Origin of the sequence: Streptomyces sp. NPDC001663, from assembly GCF_042893105.1 — a bacterium.
Taxonomy (GTDB): Bacteria; Actinomycetota; Actinomycetes; order Streptomycetales; family Streptomycetaceae; genus Streptomyces.
The window spans coordinates 133,520-147,725 of record NZ_JBIAUR010000021.1 but is presented as its reverse complement, the minus strand read 5'-3'; the positions used below and the strand labels follow the sequence as shown (position 1 = coordinate 147,725).

Below are 14,206 nucleotides of genomic sequence, written 5' to 3'. Positions count from 1 at the left end.
TTTCATGAGTCCCATCAGGCCGACGGACGAGATGATCAGAAAACTCCTCGACGGCCATCGGCACGAGGTTGTCAGTCCGTCCACGGCGCATGTCGTCGCTGATCTGTCACCGGGGCTGTCGGATGCTTCCATCGTGCGCGTCGACCTGGGTGGTCCTTCGTCCTGGGGTCGCTTCGTCATTGCGAAGATCGCCTCTGCGCAGAGCGATGAGGTGCCAGGCGCCTTCCGACGCGGACCACTCGGCGCGCACCGGGAGGTGGATGTCTACCGCACTGGTGTGGTGTCGGCCCTGACCAAGAAGATCGTGACCCCCACACTGCACGCGATCGACTACATTGACCAGGCCGTATGCCTGTGGCTTGAGGACGTAGGTTCCTGCCTTGACGTCACCTGGGAAGTGACGCGGGCCGTCCGGGCGGCAGAGTCGATCAGTCAGTTGCACCAGGGTGATCTTCCGTCGCTTGAGCCGAAAGTCGACTGGAGGAGCAACGAGTTCGACGCATTTCGACACCACGTCCCTCTCGCCCGAGAGCAGGTCCTCGCTGCCCTGGACGACCACGGCGACCACCGGTCTGTACTGTCAGTCGAAGCCCTACGGTGCGGGCTAGGGCTGCTCGACAATGCAGCGTCTTACGCCGGGGAACTGGCAGCCGCGCCAACCGGCTTCAATCACGGCGACTTCCACATCGACAACGCTGGTTGGTCCGGCGACGGGCGTCTCCTCCTCATCGACTGGGCTCAAGCGGGGACCGGGCCGATCGGCGGCGACATCGCGACCTTTCTCAGCAACTACCGCGCTCGGGGCGGAAGCACCGGCTCGCTCACACGAGGGCAATTCGACACGCTGATCATCGATTCCTACTGCCGGGCACTCAGCGACGGCGGCGCGGACGACACCGTAATCCGCGCGGCTCGTCGGGTCATCGACCTGTGGGCAGTGTCCTGGGCCGTTCAGGTGCGGCTGGGCCCAGGACTGGCTGCGGCCAGGAGGGAGGACCTTGGCTCGAGTATCCGAACAGGCATCGAGAGTGACATCGCAGAAGGCATCGAACGCGCCCAGAACGCCGTCGAGCGGCTCGGGTAGCTATGTGGGCGTGACGCGCCAGGGGGCATCGGACCAATGGCCAGGTTCTGTGGAGCGGCTTTCGGCATCTTGATCACGACCCCAGACGGGCCCTAGCTCCGAGAACAGCGTCAGCGCTCCTCAATGCACGTCTGAGGGAGGCGGGTACGAGCTGGTCCGGTAGCGGCTGCGGAATTCGGCGAGCAGTTGGTCGGTCGCTTCGGCGCCGGCGCTCACGGCACGATGGACGTCGCGGAAGTAGTTCTCGTAGCCGGCCGGGGTGTAGAGGCACAGGGCTCGTGCGGTAGCGGGGCCTTCGTTGCGGAAGCCGTGAGGGGTGCCGCGGGTCGCGGCGAGGAGATACCCCGGGCCGGCTGTCACCTCGCCGTCCCCGGTGTGGAGGGTCAACTCGCCTTCAAGCACGTAGAAGTATTCGTCGTGTCCTTCGTGTACGTGGGGCCTGGCTCCGATGGTGCCCGGCGCGAGGCTGAACTCCTCGAAGGCGAAGCGTCCGTCTGTCTGCTCGCTGGTGAGGCGGAAGAAGTGCGCGACGCCGGCGACATCGATGAGCTCGCCGTCCGAGGGGCGACGCAGAAGCGGACGAGGCGCCTTGCGGGAAGGACTGTCGGTCATGGCGTCATTGTGGCCCAGCGATTCTGTTTGATCGCTTCGGGCTGCGGCGGCCTCACCTGAGCACGTCGACGTCCTAGCTAGGCTGGCTCGGCCATCCACGATGTTCGGGTTGTGCCGGTGGTGGTCGGGGCCGGGGCTGATGTGCTTGTCGACCAGGAGTGGGTGGTAACGCGTGGTGAGGTTCTTCGGACAGGACGGTCGCCTGTCCGCCGGAGCCCCGGCCTGCAGGCTCTCCGCCGCCGTCAGCGCGGCGATGGACCGGCCGACGGCAACGATCCGCCTCACGGCTGCACCTTCAGCGCCGTGACAGGGCACCGGCGGTGGAGTCTTAATGACTCTGTCCAGGACAGGGGACCTCGGCGGTCAGGCTTCGTCTTCGTCGAGGCCGAAGCCGTCCGGGACCTCCAGCAGTGCGTTGCGCCACGGTCCCTCTGGTTCCTTCATGGCCGCGTCATGAAAGAGCTCTGCGAGTCGATGGCGGTCCACTGGACTGAGGCGGTCGAAGAGGTAAGCCGGGTACTCGAACCATCTGGACGCCGCGTCCGGTGAGGCTTCCTCCTCCGTGCTGGTGTCGACTGCCGCCACCAGATGTGCCATGGCCCCCGCCAGCGTGCTGAGTAGCGGATTGCCGTCGGAGGGAACAGGCCGGCGGTAGCGCTCGCGAACCGGCCCCGAGGTGAGATCGTCACGGGACACGTGATCGGGCAGGTTCTCTCCGGCTCCAACGAGGTCAAGGCACTCGTGAGGCAGGCTGGTCTTCGTGCCGTTCGGAAGCCTCACCAGCGCCTTCGCGTGCCGGTCTTCCAAGAAGACGACGAGTGTTGACGCCAGATCACCAGGGTTCAAGCTGCCGTGGTGGTCGTCTGCGCGGGTGGGGTGGCGGTGAAGAGGCGGTTGTCGCGGAGCAGTGCCCATAAGACGTCGACGCGGCGGCGAGCGAGGGCAATGACGGCGGGGATGTGTTTGTGTCCCTCGGCTCGTTTCTTGAGGTAGTAGGTGCGGTTGGGGCCGTCGCGGATGATGCTGGTCTGGGCGTAGAGATAGAAGACGCGGCGCAGGCGGCGGCTGTAGCGCTGTGGCCGGCGCAGGTTGCCGGTGCGGCGTCCGGAGTCTTTGGCGACCGGGACCAAGCCGGCGGCGGAGGCGAGGTGGCCTGAGTCGGGGTAGGCCGCGAGGTCACCCACGGCGACGAGGAAATCAGCCCCCAGGATCGCGCCCATGCCGGGCAGCGATTCGATGACGGCGGCCTGCGGGTGGGTGTGGAAAGCGTCGCGGATCTGGCGGTCGAGCTGTTTGAGCCGGTCGTCCAGGGCCAGGGTCTGTTGGGCGAGGTCCGCGGTGATGCATGCGGCGGTGTCCTGGCCGGGCAGGGTGATGTGCTGGGCGTGTGCGGCAGTGACGGCGGTGGCGGCCACCGTGTCGGGGTCGCGCACGCTTCGGGCGGCGAGCCAGCGTGCGAGGCGGGCTTGCCCGCAGCGGCGCAGGGCAGCAGGGGTCTGGTATCCGGTGAGCAGAACCAGGGCACCTTTGTGGTCGGCGTAGTCGAAAGCCGCCTCCAGAGCCGGGCTGATGCCGGTGAGTACGTCGTGGAGGCGGTTGAGCAGACGGACCCGGTCGGCGATCAGGTCCGAGCGGTGTGCGGTGAGCAGCGCCAGGTCCGCGGCGAGGCCAGTGCGTGCCTCGACAGGGGCGAAGCCCCGCCGCAGACGGGCAGTGTCGGCGATGACGTAGGCGTCGCGCGCGTCGGTCTTGGCCTCGCCGCGGTAGGCGCCGACCATGCGGTTGACTGTCCGGCCGGGCACGTAGACGACCCGTTGGCCGTGCGAAGCGAGTAGCGCAAGGAGCAGGGCGGAGGGCGTGCCGGTGATGTCCACGGCCCAGTGCACCTGGTCGGCCAGGCGGAGGGCTTCATCGAGGCCTGTCAGGAGCGCGGCCTCGTCTTGCGGATCTTCTTGTTCCATACCGTTGTTCGGTGTCGTCGACCGCGACCCACCAGTGGTGGGCCTTGCTGGCGTCGATTCCGACCCACAAACGGGGCAACCGCGTGGTCATGAGCGTCTCCTCGGCTTCGGGTAGCGTGCCGGTTCGGTCCGAGGACACCCCGCCGTCAGCTCCGTAAACAGCGACCGTTTCGCACATCTCAATCAGCGGCCTGGGCGTCCCGAAGAGCGGGGCGGCCACTCCACCGGAGCCACCGGGGGCAAGCGACTTTAGAGCCACACCCCACTCTTCCGGACCGCTAAACAACTTACGGAGCGACCTTGCGGCCGGCCGGACCTACCTCGGGTTGGTCGAGTACGGCGACCGGACCAGGACCGTCGGCAGCACGCTGCTGACGGTCATCCCGTAGCCCCGCGAAGGAGATGGCTCTTGACCCCCGGACACGCGAGGTGAGCGGCTGCGTGCCCGGGTCCGCACCACCCGTGGGGACGTGGCGGGTGCGGTGAACGACCCGGCCGCGGACTCGCCGACGCCACACGAGACCGCGGCCGGGTCTCGTCTCCGGTCCCCGTACACGGAGCCCGCCGTGGCCGTCGCATTCATCGCCGACCGTCAGGCGCGAGCATGGGTCCAGACACACTCTGCGGAACAGCTGACCGCAGGGTTCGGCCGCTGTCAGCTGTGGACGGTGAACGCGTCGACGATCATGTACTGACCGCCGGTCATCACGCCCTTGACGGTGTGGACGCCGGGCGTGAGACCTGTGACCGAGTAGACGTGGTCAGAGTTCGTCCTTGGGGTTGGGGTTGGGTCCGTTGTTGAGGGCGATCGCCAGCAGGGCCGCGGCCTGGCGGGCGTCCGCGATGGTGGCCCCGGCGACACTTGTGCTCGCTTGGTCGTCCGTGTGGTTGGTGTGGCTGACGAAGACCTTGCTGACGCCGGCCCAGTCACGGATCAGGGAGATCTGCTGGTAGCTGAAGTTGGTCGCGTTCCCGCTGTCGAGGCTGACTGCGACGCGGTCGGCGAGGTTGCGGAAGCGAGCTCCCTCCGAGATGCTGAAGATGAGGGTGAGCAGGGAGCGGGCCTGGTTGGCGCGGGTCGAGTTGAGGTTTGCCAGGGCGCCGAGCGCCCCCGCCAAGGAGCCTGGGCCTATGTTGACGCTGGTCAGCGCCTGGTTCCCGACCCGGGAGAGAGCGTCGTAGCCCTCCCTGCCGACGAAGAAGTTGTCATCGGTGCTGGACGCGTTGGGGAGGCCGCTCGCGAGGTTGAGGACGCGGTTGTGGGGCGATCGGACCGTGTAGACCCGCACCACATAGAGGTCACTGAGGCGTACAACGGCGTGCACGGTGGGGGCGAAGTGCCCAGGGGCGCTGATCACGATGTCGGCGAAGCGGTTCGTTCTGGTGTTGTCCAGGATGGTGACGGTCACCCGGTTGTTTCGCGTGTTGACGACCGCATCGCTGAGGCGCGCGTTGGCCGTGCTGCGGGTCAGCTCGTCCAGCTCGCTGAGCATCTGGCGGTAGGCGGCGGAGCCGCCATCGACGTTCCAGTGGATCTGCGGGAAGTTGGTCTGCGCCACTTCCTGGGCGTTGATCTGCACTGCCTTGGTCGCGGGGGCCGCGCCGGTGGTGGCAAGGGAGGGGAGGCCGGACAGTGCGACCGCGCCGGCGAGAGCGCACGGAAGGATCGCCGAGAGGCCGAGGTGGCGCACGAGGCTGGAACGCATGGGTTGCTCCGATCATCGGGGTCTGAAGTGGCCGCAAGAGTTGCCCGGCCGGAGCCGGACGCCGACGGCCCGACTCCACCGAGAATCGCCTGGGTGCAGTTGAACGGCACCCCCGTTCACCTAGGGCAATCAATTCGTCTCCCCCCACCGGATTGATTGGTGACACCGATACGTCACCTGTGATCAACCTGGTCGTCATGGGATGACACCTAGGGTCAAAACCCTTGATGTCGCTTTCGCCAGGTGCATGGAGGTACGAGCGCATGGGCCGTCCCGAGAGACCCGTGGACCCGTCAGCCGGTCCCGTGCAGCAGCTCGCGCATGAGTTGAGGGAGCTGCGGAAGGCCGCCGGGAGTCCCTCGTACCGGACAATGGCGAAGGCGGCCGGCTTTTCGGCGACGACGCTGTCACAGGCTGGGGCCGGTGAACGGCTGCCCTCGCTCGCCGTGGTCCAGGCATACGTCCGCGCCTGCGGAGGCGACCCGGCCGAGTGGGAGACCCGATGGAAAGAGGCGGAGCAGGAGGCGAGTCGGGCCGTCGCCGAGGTCGTTGCGGACGCGCCCGCACCGTACTGCGGCCTTGCCCGGTTCGAACCGAACGACCGTCATCTGTTCTTCGGCCGGGACCGGGTGATCGACGAGCTCGGGGAGCTGGTGGGCGAACACCGACTCGCGGTGCTGTTCGGGCCGTCGGGGAGCGGGAAGTCCTCACTGCTGCGGGCCGGGCTGATACCCCGACTGCAGGAGGAGATCGCGACCCGCCGTGACCCGGTGGTGCTGCGGATCCTCACCCCGGGAGCCGCCCCTGCCACGACCTATGGCCACCTGCTCAGCCCTGCTCCTCAGGAGGCGGAGAGCTGGGTCGTGGTGGACCAGTTCGAAGAGGTGTTCACCCTCTGCCGTGACCCGCAAGAACGTTCCCGCTTCCTCGACCTGCTGCTGGCCGCCCGTGACCCGGACGCCCGGCTCCGCGTGCTGGTCGCCGTACGCGCCGACTTCTACGCCCGCTGCGCCGAGCACCGGGGCCTCGCGGACGCACTGCGCGGCGCGGGGGTACTGCTCGGCCCGATGACCGCGGAGGAACTGCGGGAGGCGGTGGTCGGACCGGCCCAGGCGGTCGGCTGTCTCGTGGAGCGGACGCTCACAGCCCGCTTGGTGGACGAGGTTCTCGACGAACCCGGCGGGCTGCCGATGCTCTCGCACGCCCTGCTGGAAACATGGCGCCGCCGCAAGGGCCGCATGCTCACCCTCGCCGGATACGAGGCCGCCGGCGGGGTGCGCGGGGCGATCGCGGCGAGCGCCGAGGAGGTGTACAGCAGCCTGTCGCCCACCCAGGCGCGTGCGGCCCGGCATCTACTGCTGCGGATGGTCGAGCCGGGCCAGGGCACCTCCGACACCCGACGCCCGCTTACACGTGCCGAGCTGCAGGAATGGGCGGACCCGGACGTGTCGGCCGTGCTGGAGCGGCTGATCCGGGCCCGGCTGCTGGCCGCCGACGAGGACGATGTGCAGCTCGCCCACGAGGCTCTCATCACCGGCTGGCCCCGGCTGTACGGCTGGATCGAGGAGGACCGGGAGCGGTTGCGGCACCACCGGATGCTGGCCGACGCGGCCCGCACCTGGCTGGAGCACGGCCGCGACCCCGGCGCGCTGTACCGGGGCACCCGGCTGGCCCGCGCCGAGGAGCTGTTCCCGGACCACGTGGCCGACCCGGCGCTGACGGTGCCGGAGCGGGACTTCCTGTCCGCCGCGCTGGGCGCCCGGGCGGCGGAGCGCCGGGCCGCAGCCCGGATCAGCCGAAGGCACCGGCGGCTGACCGTGACGCTGACCGTCGTGGTGGTCGTCGCGCTGATCAGCGCATTCGCCGTCTGCCGGGAACGCGACGACAACCTGCGCCGGCGGACCCAGGAGACGGCCCGCCGGGTCGCCGATGTTGCCGACTCCCTCCGCGCCACCGACCCACGCACCGCGCTGCTGCTCGGTGCGGCCGCCTGGCGCATCTCGGAGCTGCCCGAGACCCGCCGCGCTCTGCTCGGCTCTCTCGCCCAGCGGGAGACGGACACTTTCACCGATCCGGTACCCGGCAGCTCCGTCTGGCGTTCTCTCGCTGCCACCGGCGGCACCCTGCTCAGCGCCGTGGATGGTCATACCTGGCGCACCTGGGATGTGGCCGCGCACCGCGGCATCGGCTCCGGCCCGCTGCCCGACGGCACGGTCGTCGCGGCAAGCCCGGACGCGCGGGTGCTCGTGGTCGACGGGAAGGACGGGGCACGGCTGTGGGACACGGCCACGGGCCGGTGGACCGGCGGCTCGGTCCGGCTGCCCCTCCTCGGCGACGTCCGCTTCACCGCGGACGGCCGGGCCTTCCTGGCCACCGAGGGGGCCAGGGTGCGGTTGCGCTCGGTCACGGACGGCCGCGTGCTGTTCGAGACCGAGGCCTCGGACACGACGGTCGAGGCGCTGAGTTCGGACGGACGGCGGGCCGCTGTCTGCTCCGCCGGGCGGGCCCCGCAGCTGTGGGACACCTCCCGTCGCCGCGTCGTGCCGGGAGCGTGGCAGCGGGACCGGCTCTGCGACGAGGACACCACGTTTCTCGCATTCGGCGGGGACCGGCTGGTGGCCGTCACCGGCACCGGGGTGCGCATCTGGGACACCGGAACGGGCCGACGGATAGCCGATCTCGCTGACACCGGGACGCATTACACCTCCTTCAGTCCGAACGGTGCTTTCCTGGCGACGGCCGGCGCGGGGGAGATCCGGGTGTGGCGGCTCTCTGTTCCCGGGGCGCCCGTCTTCCGGTACTCCCTGAACAACCAACATCTCTACGACGGCCTGGTCTGGGGCCGGGACGGCCGCACCTTGCGCTACCTGGCGGGCGGCACTGTCCACACCCTCGACCTCGGCCCGGCGGTCACCCCGGCCTGGCACGGCACCCCGCTGGACGCCGTGCGCTACAGCCCCGACGGCCGTGCGTACGCAACGGCCGAGCGGTCCGGTGGCCACTATCTCTTCCGGCTCCGCGCCACCGCCGACGACCGTCTGCTGAGCACGCTACCCCCGGTGAACGTGCCGGTCTCCCGGGACCCCGCCGACCCGGTCACCTTCCAGGACACCCTCGCGGTCCTGACGTTCAGCCCCGACGGCACGGCGCTCGCGTATGGCGTCTCGGCGCCCGGCCGGGAGGCCGTCGCGCAGCCGTTCACGGTGTGGGACACAGCCCGCCGCCGCGCCCGGAGCGCCCTGGACCTTCCCGGAGACCCGGTACTGCAGGCTGTCCTCGGACCCGGCGGACGCACTCTCTACGCCGCCCGCGCCCAGGCCGCCGGTGACCTGTACGACGAAGCCTGGGACACCACGGCCGGCCGCAGGACGGCGGTACTTCCGGGCATGGCAAGCGTCCACCTCGCCCTCCGTCCCGACGGCCGGCTGCTGGTCGGCGACGGACGGCTCGCCGCGCTGCCGTCGGGCAACGTCAGGACCGACGACCTCGTACAGGGCGAGCAGGTGGGCGCGGCGGGCTTCTCGGCCGACGGTTCGCTGCTCGCCGTCGGCGACCAGACGGGCCGGGTCGCCCTCTCGGACGGCAGAGCGCCCCGGCACGCCGGTGTGCTGCGCAACGTCTTCCCGGCACCGCTCGACGACAACCCAGAGGCGATCACCGCCGTCGCCGTCAGCCCCGACGGCAGAACGCTCGCCGTCGGCGGCGACGCGGGCAGCGTGCAGCTGTGGGACGTGGCGAGCCACCAGCCCCTTGGCACCTCGCTGACCACACCCGGCGACGGCATCGAGTCCCTGGCCTTCTCAGCCGACGGCACGACCCTGTACGCGGGCAGTGCGCACGTCCCGCTCCAGCGGTACGCCGTCGACCCCGGCCGGGCGCTCCGGCGCGTCTGCAGCCGCGCGGTCGCCGGCCTGACGCGGGAGCAGTGGCGGACGTACGTACCGGACGCGCAATACCGGCGGGTGTGTAACAGGTCCGTGGCGCGTCCGTGAGCAATGGCGTTTGCCCAGTTCAAGCAATTGATTGACTCAGGGAGGCGACTGTCCGATCAACTTCTGGGAGGTAACGCTCCTGAGTGACGCCAGGCGCTCGACGCCGACGCACAACCAGGAGTTACGACCATGAAGCTGTCCAAGCGGAACCTGAGCCGCACCCTGCTGGCGCCCGCCCTCGCCCTGCTCATGCTCCCCTTCGCCACCGGTACGGCCAACGCCAACACCAGCCCGGGCTGGGGTGACGACAAGCCGGACGTGATCTGGGACTGCAACCACAACAACGCCGACCTGTGCCAGTACCACCAGGTCAACGCCTGGACCGCGCTGGGCAAGCGGCGCCAGGTCGGCAACACGGTGAACAACTGCGCGGGAAGCGGCCCGCTGCGTTTCGACATCACCTTCAGGACCGACCGCTCCACTTCATACTCCTTCCAGCAGGAGACGTCGGTGGAGGTGTCCGCCGGCCTCAAGGACACGTTCGAGGCGGGCGTGTCCGCAAGCGCGTCGCAGACCGAGAAGTGGGAGGTGGGCACCACCACCAGCGCCAGCACCACGCTCAGCAGCAACATCCAGCCTCACGAGGCGGGCGGGTACTGGTTCGCCCCGTACTGGCGGCACTCCCAGGGCTGGCTGGAGGTCCACTACGGCAAGCGCAAGGACGGCCACTACTACTGGTACTACCCGGGCCAGGGCAGCGGAGGCGTGCAGATCACCACGCCGGTGATGAACTCGGACGGCTCGATGAAGGGTCAGTGGTACTGGGCGACCTGGAAGTGCTGACTCGCTTGAGGAGACCGTGCCGCCCCACGGCCGCCAGCCAGCCGGCCGGTGGGGCGGCACGTCGGCATGCGGAAACGCTGCAAGGCATCCGCAATGCAGGGAACCCACGCCCTACGGACACGCTGCACCACCTGCGGCAGCTGGACCGCGCCCACGTACAGCTACCAGCAGATCTCGCTGATCCGTTCCTGGGCCGGCGTCAGGGACGCGCAAGCCTCTTATGCCTCGGTCTACTGTTCCCTGGTCCACTCCTGCCCCGCAGGCGCTGGTCGGCGATGGGACGGAGGCGGATCCAGCGGGGCGGGAGTGGATTCCGCTCGTGAGCTTTGGGATGGCATCGTCCGGTGATGCTCTCGGGGGGTCCGGGTCGTCTTGCCGACGTCGTGGGCACCGGATGGCGCTTCTTCGAGTCGGCTGGCCTGCTGGACCTGGAGTACCTGCACAGCCAGTTCTCCCTCGCGCGCGCCTTCACGCTGATCAGCCTGGGCGAGGACTACCTCGAACCGCCTCGCCGCCGCAGCGGTTCGAAGCAGATCACCTGGGCCGAGACGACCTGTCCGGCTGCCTCCGACTTCCGTACCAAACCCGGCCCCTCCCTCTACCTCACCTTGTTACCGCACCTTGGAGCGGCAACGCCAAAGGAGCTCAATGGCTCATGCCTGTGCGACACAGGTCAGGTCTGTGTCGCGCAGGCGTACTGCGGGGGCGTCGGCGAACCGCATCTTGCGGCCAACCGGGCCCGGAGCGTCAGCGGGCCGCCCTGATGAAACCGACGGCGAGCGCGCCCAGGAGCGCGAATCCTCCGGCGCTGAGGTAGAGCGCCGCGTAGTTCTCGCCGCCACCGATGGTGAGGAACAGGGGGGCGATGGCGGGTGCGATGCTCTGCGGCAGGGCGTTGGCGATGTTGAACAGTCCCATGCCTTTGGCAGCGTCGGTCTCGCTGTCCGGCAGGACAGAGACGACGAGTGCGAAGTCGACGCCCACGTAGATGCCCTGCCCGATGCTGGCGACGGCGACGCCCGCGACGAAGCCGGTCACGGTGGAGGAGCGAGCGATGACGACCATGCCGGTGCTGAACAAGAGGGATGCCACTGCGATGAAGATCTTGCGGCGCTGCAGCTTGTCGGACAGCCACCCGCTGACGTTGCTGCCCAGCACGACCCCGACGGCGAGGACGAGCATGGACCAGCTCAGGATGGACGCGGCCTCGTACGAGGTGTACCCGAGGTGGTCCATGAGGAAGTACGTCTTGTAGGTCAGCAGGAGAGCTTTGCCGGTCCAGACGAGGAAGCGGCTCACGAAGGCCCAGGCGAAGTCACGGTGACGCAACGGGTTGATCCACAGACCGCGCGGGATCTCCAGCCATGACATGGAGCGTGCGGCTTCCTTGCGCTGGGGGACTTCCTTCAGATAGACGGCAAAGACGGCGACCAGCACCAGTCCGATGCCGGCGGGCACGACGAACATGCTCAGCCCGTGCGTACCGGTCGCGGTGACCAGGAAGGTGCCGCCGACTGTGGCGACCTGGTTCGTCATTCCCATGAGGCCGGAAACGGTGCCGCGGCGTCCTTCGGGCACTCGGTCCGGCAGTACGGCGATGAGTGCGGCCATGGCCGCGTTCATCGCGGTCTGGGTGAGGCACCAGCCGACGAGTACGACGGGGATGCTGGGGGCCGTGCCGATGACGAACAGGGACGCACCGCCTACGACGGTACCGATGACGATGAACGGCCGTCGGCGTCCGAAGCGGGAGGTGCAGCGGTCGCTGAAGTGGCCGAAGAGCGGGTTGGAGACCATGGCGAATATCGCGCCGACCCCGGCCACCAGAGCCAGCGACGAAGCCTTGTTCCCGGGGTCGAGGTCGGCGATGCGCAGGGATAGCGTGACCGAGGCCGGGGTGAGCAGGGCGATCCAGACGCCGATCATGGCGAGGATGTAGAGGGCAGTGAAGCCGCCGCCGACGCGCTGGCCGGTGAGCCGGGCGGACAGTTCCGGACCGGCTTCTCTGCTGTCGGGCGCGGCGGGCGCGTCGTGTGGTGCGGGTGCGGACACCTCCTCCAACGCGGGCACCGCCGTATCGCCGCGCTCGCCGGCCGCCTCGACTCCTTCCGCGCCACCCAGCGGCTCAGCGGCTATCGCAGCGCCCTCGCCCAGGCCGGGGTCGAGGAGGATCCTCGGCTGGTGGTCGGCGATCTGACCACCCCCGAGCAGGCGCGCGACGCGGTGATCCGACTGCTCCACCAGCCCGCGCCCCCCACGGCCGTGCTCGCGCTGAACCTCGGCATCAGCACGGGCGTCCTCGTCGAACGGCTCGCTGGGCACCACGCCTTCGCCTTCGTCGGCCTCGACGAGACGGACCTGACCAAGGGCCTCGGCGTCTCCGCGGTGGTCCGCGACCCGCAGGAGGTCGGCCGGCAGGCCGCTCGTCTGGCCCTCGACCGGATCGCCGACGCCGACGCGCCGCCACGCCTCGTCACCGTGCCCAGCAGACTCGTCATGCGAGGCAGCGGCGAAGTCGGGCCCTGAGACTGCCCCCTGGTGCTCCCTTACCGAGGCCGCGGTTGAACCGTTGGGTGACTGCCGGAACCCAGGCGGGGCGGGTGAGGGCTCCTGCTCGCGAAGAACCGGGAAGTCCGCGTTGGCGTGTGGGCCCGCACCGTAGAGGCGGTCGAAGACGTGGGTGACCGCTTCCGACGGGATACCCGGCCTCTCGCCATCGATGCGCGGTGTCACTTCGTCGCCGCTTCTCGACAGGCCCCCGCTCGAATGCGTTCTCGCTGAGGTTCTGGCCTCACCTGTGCCGGTACCGGCGCGTGGCCCGCCCTGGCAGGTGGGTCAGCGCGCGGGCATCGCCGTCTCCAGCGCGGCGGCCAGGTCCGCGATCAGGTCGTCGGGGTCTTCGAGTCCCACCGCCAGACGCAACAGGCCGTGGGTGCGGAACACCTCGGGGAACATGGCGGCGCGGCCGGCAGGAGCGTCCTCGTAGACGATGAGCGTCTCGTCGTGGCCCAGGGACACCGCGGAGGTGATCAGCCGCAGGCTGTTGACGAAGGCATTGCGGGTGTCGTGATCGGCGTCGAGAGCGAACGCGATCAGCGCGCCGAAGCCCTGCCCGCCGAACTGTCGCTCGGCGAGCTCATGCTGCGGGTGGGAGGGGAGTCCCGGATAGGCGACGTGCAGCACGCGGGGGTCACTGTCCAGAAACTCCGCCATCCGCTGGGCGCCGACGAGGTGCTGACGCAGGCGAAGCGGCAGCGTGATCGAACCGCGGGAGATCAGCCAGGCGTTGAACGGGGAGATGGCGGCGCCCACGTTGATCATGGCCTCGGACTTGATCGGGAGGATCAGCTCCCGCGGCCCGATGACGGCGCCGCCCATGGCGTCGCCGTGCCCGTTGATGTACTTGGTCAGGGAGTGCACCACCAGGTCGGCGCCGTGCTCCAGCGGGCGGAACAGTGGTGGAGGCGTGCAGGTGGAGTCCACGGTCAGCAGGGCGCCTGCCGCATGGGCGACGTCGGCCAGGGCCTGGATGTCGGCTGTCTTGCCGGTCGGGTTGGCGATGACCTCGGTGTGGATGATCCGTGTGGTGGGGCGCATCGCGGCGCGCACGGCGTCAAGATCGGTGATGTCGACGAACGTCGCTTCAATGCCCGACTTGACCGGCAGTAGCTCGGCGAACAGCCGCCATACGGCGCCGTAGGTGACATCGGAGACGATGACGTGGTCCCCGGCGCACAGGTGAGTGAAGAACACTGCGTGCAAAGCGGCGACGCCGCTGCCCAGTACGACCGCGTCCTCGCCGCCCTCCAGGACGGCGAGCTTGGCCTGGAGTCCGAGCTGGTTCGCGCCGGACTCCCGCGTGTAGACAAGCAGGTCAGGGTTGTCCGGGTCGAGCGTGAACGGGTCCTCGGGCAGGGTGTAGGAGTTCGCCATGATGATCGGTGTACGGATCGCGCCCGTGCCGACGTCAGCCTGGTTCCCGCAGTGCACCGCTTGGGTTTGGAACGCGAGTGTGGCCGGATCATGCTTGTCGGGTCCGGAGGGCCGAGTGCTCGAATTCGGCATGGA

10 protein-coding genes and 1 pseudogene are annotated in these 14,206 nt (G+C 69.2%); 5 read left to right on the top strand and 6 right to left on the bottom strand.

Going from position 1 to position 14,206, the window contains the following annotated elements; translation table 11 throughout:
• Window positions 1–4 precede the first annotated feature (4 nt).
• A complete protein-coding gene (locus ACFY1L_RS46855; protein WP_388839905.1) occupies window positions 5–1,084 on the top strand; it encodes a phosphotransferase family protein in 1,080 nt (359 codons plus the stop codon).
• A 120-nt stretch (window positions 1,085–1,204) separates the two neighbouring features.
• Here ACFY1L_RS46855 and ACFY1L_RS46850 read toward each other — a convergent pair whose 3' ends face one another.
• The 4 genes and pseudogenes from ACFY1L_RS46850 to ACFY1L_RS46835 all read right to left on the bottom strand — a co-directional run bounded on the left by ACFY1L_RS46850 (window position 1,205) and on the right by ACFY1L_RS46835 (window position 5,363).
• On the bottom strand, window positions 1,205–1,696 hold the full coding sequence (locus ACFY1L_RS46850; protein WP_388839902.1) for a cupin domain-containing protein: 492 nt from the start codon (window positions 1,694–1,696) through the stop codon (window positions 1,205–1,207).
• A gap of 363 nt (window positions 1,697–2,059) precedes the next feature.
• On the bottom strand, window positions 2,060–2,542 hold the full coding sequence (locus ACFY1L_RS46845) for a hypothetical protein (protein WP_388839899.1): 483 nt from the start codon (window positions 2,540–2,542) through the stop codon (window positions 2,060–2,062).
• A pseudogene (locus ACFY1L_RS46840) lies at window positions 2,539–3,748 on the bottom strand (IS110 family transposase). The gene ACFY1L_RS46845 and the pseudogene ACFY1L_RS46840 overlap by 4 nt, the downstream one beginning before the upstream one ends.
• Before the next feature lie 670 nt (window positions 3,749–4,418).
• The gene (locus ACFY1L_RS46835) at window positions 4,419–5,363 is read right to left on the bottom strand and encodes a ribosome-inactivating family protein (protein ID WP_388839896.1); all 945 of its coding nucleotides are present in this window, start codon (window positions 5,361–5,363) and stop codon (window positions 4,419–4,421) included.
• Window positions 5,364–5,626: 263 nt separating this feature from the next.
• Here ACFY1L_RS46835 and ACFY1L_RS46830 point away from each other — a divergent pair, with 263 nt between their 5' ends.
• The 3 genes from ACFY1L_RS46830 (at window position 5,627) to ACFY1L_RS46820 (ending at window position 10,902) form a co-directional block, all read left to right on the top strand.
• Window positions 5,627–9,355, top strand: coding sequence for a hypothetical protein (locus ACFY1L_RS46830; protein WP_388839893.1), 3,729 nt, complete (start codon window positions 5,627–5,629; stop codon window positions 9,353–9,355).
• A gap of 129 nt (window positions 9,356–9,484) precedes the next feature.
• Window positions 9,485–10,138, top strand: coding sequence for a hypothetical protein (locus ACFY1L_RS46825; protein ID WP_388839890.1), 654 nt, complete (start codon window positions 9,485–9,487; stop codon window positions 10,136–10,138).
• Window positions 10,139–10,485: 347 nt separating this feature from the next.
• On the top strand, window positions 10,486–10,902 hold the full coding sequence (locus ACFY1L_RS46820; RefSeq protein ID WP_388839887.1) for a hypothetical protein: 417 nt from the start codon (window positions 10,486–10,488) through the stop codon (window positions 10,900–10,902).
• Here ACFY1L_RS46820 and ACFY1L_RS46815 read toward each other — a convergent pair.
• Window positions 10,886–12,190 carry an MFS transporter gene (locus ACFY1L_RS46815; RefSeq protein WP_388839884.1) on the bottom strand — a complete coding sequence of 435 codons (1,305 nt, stop codon included), beginning with the start codon at window positions 12,188–12,190 and terminating at the stop codon, window positions 10,886–10,888. The genes ACFY1L_RS46820 and ACFY1L_RS46815 overlap by 17 nt on opposite strands.
• Between ACFY1L_RS46815 and ACFY1L_RS46810 the strand changes: the two genes are divergently transcribed.
• The gene (locus ACFY1L_RS46810) at window positions 12,170–12,664 is read left to right on the top strand and encodes a substrate-binding domain-containing protein (protein ID WP_388839881.1); all 495 of its coding nucleotides are present in this window, start codon (window positions 12,170–12,172) and stop codon (window positions 12,662–12,664) included. The genes ACFY1L_RS46815 and ACFY1L_RS46810 overlap by 21 nt on opposite strands.
• Window positions 12,665–12,973: 309 nt before the next feature.
• Here ACFY1L_RS46810 and ACFY1L_RS46805 read toward each other — a convergent pair whose 3' ends face one another.
• Window positions 12,974–14,203, bottom strand: coding sequence for a trans-sulfuration enzyme family protein (locus ACFY1L_RS46805; protein ID WP_388839878.1), 1,230 nt, complete (start codon window positions 14,201–14,203; stop codon window positions 12,974–12,976).
• Between the last annotated feature and the right edge of the window lie 3 nt (window positions 14,204–14,206).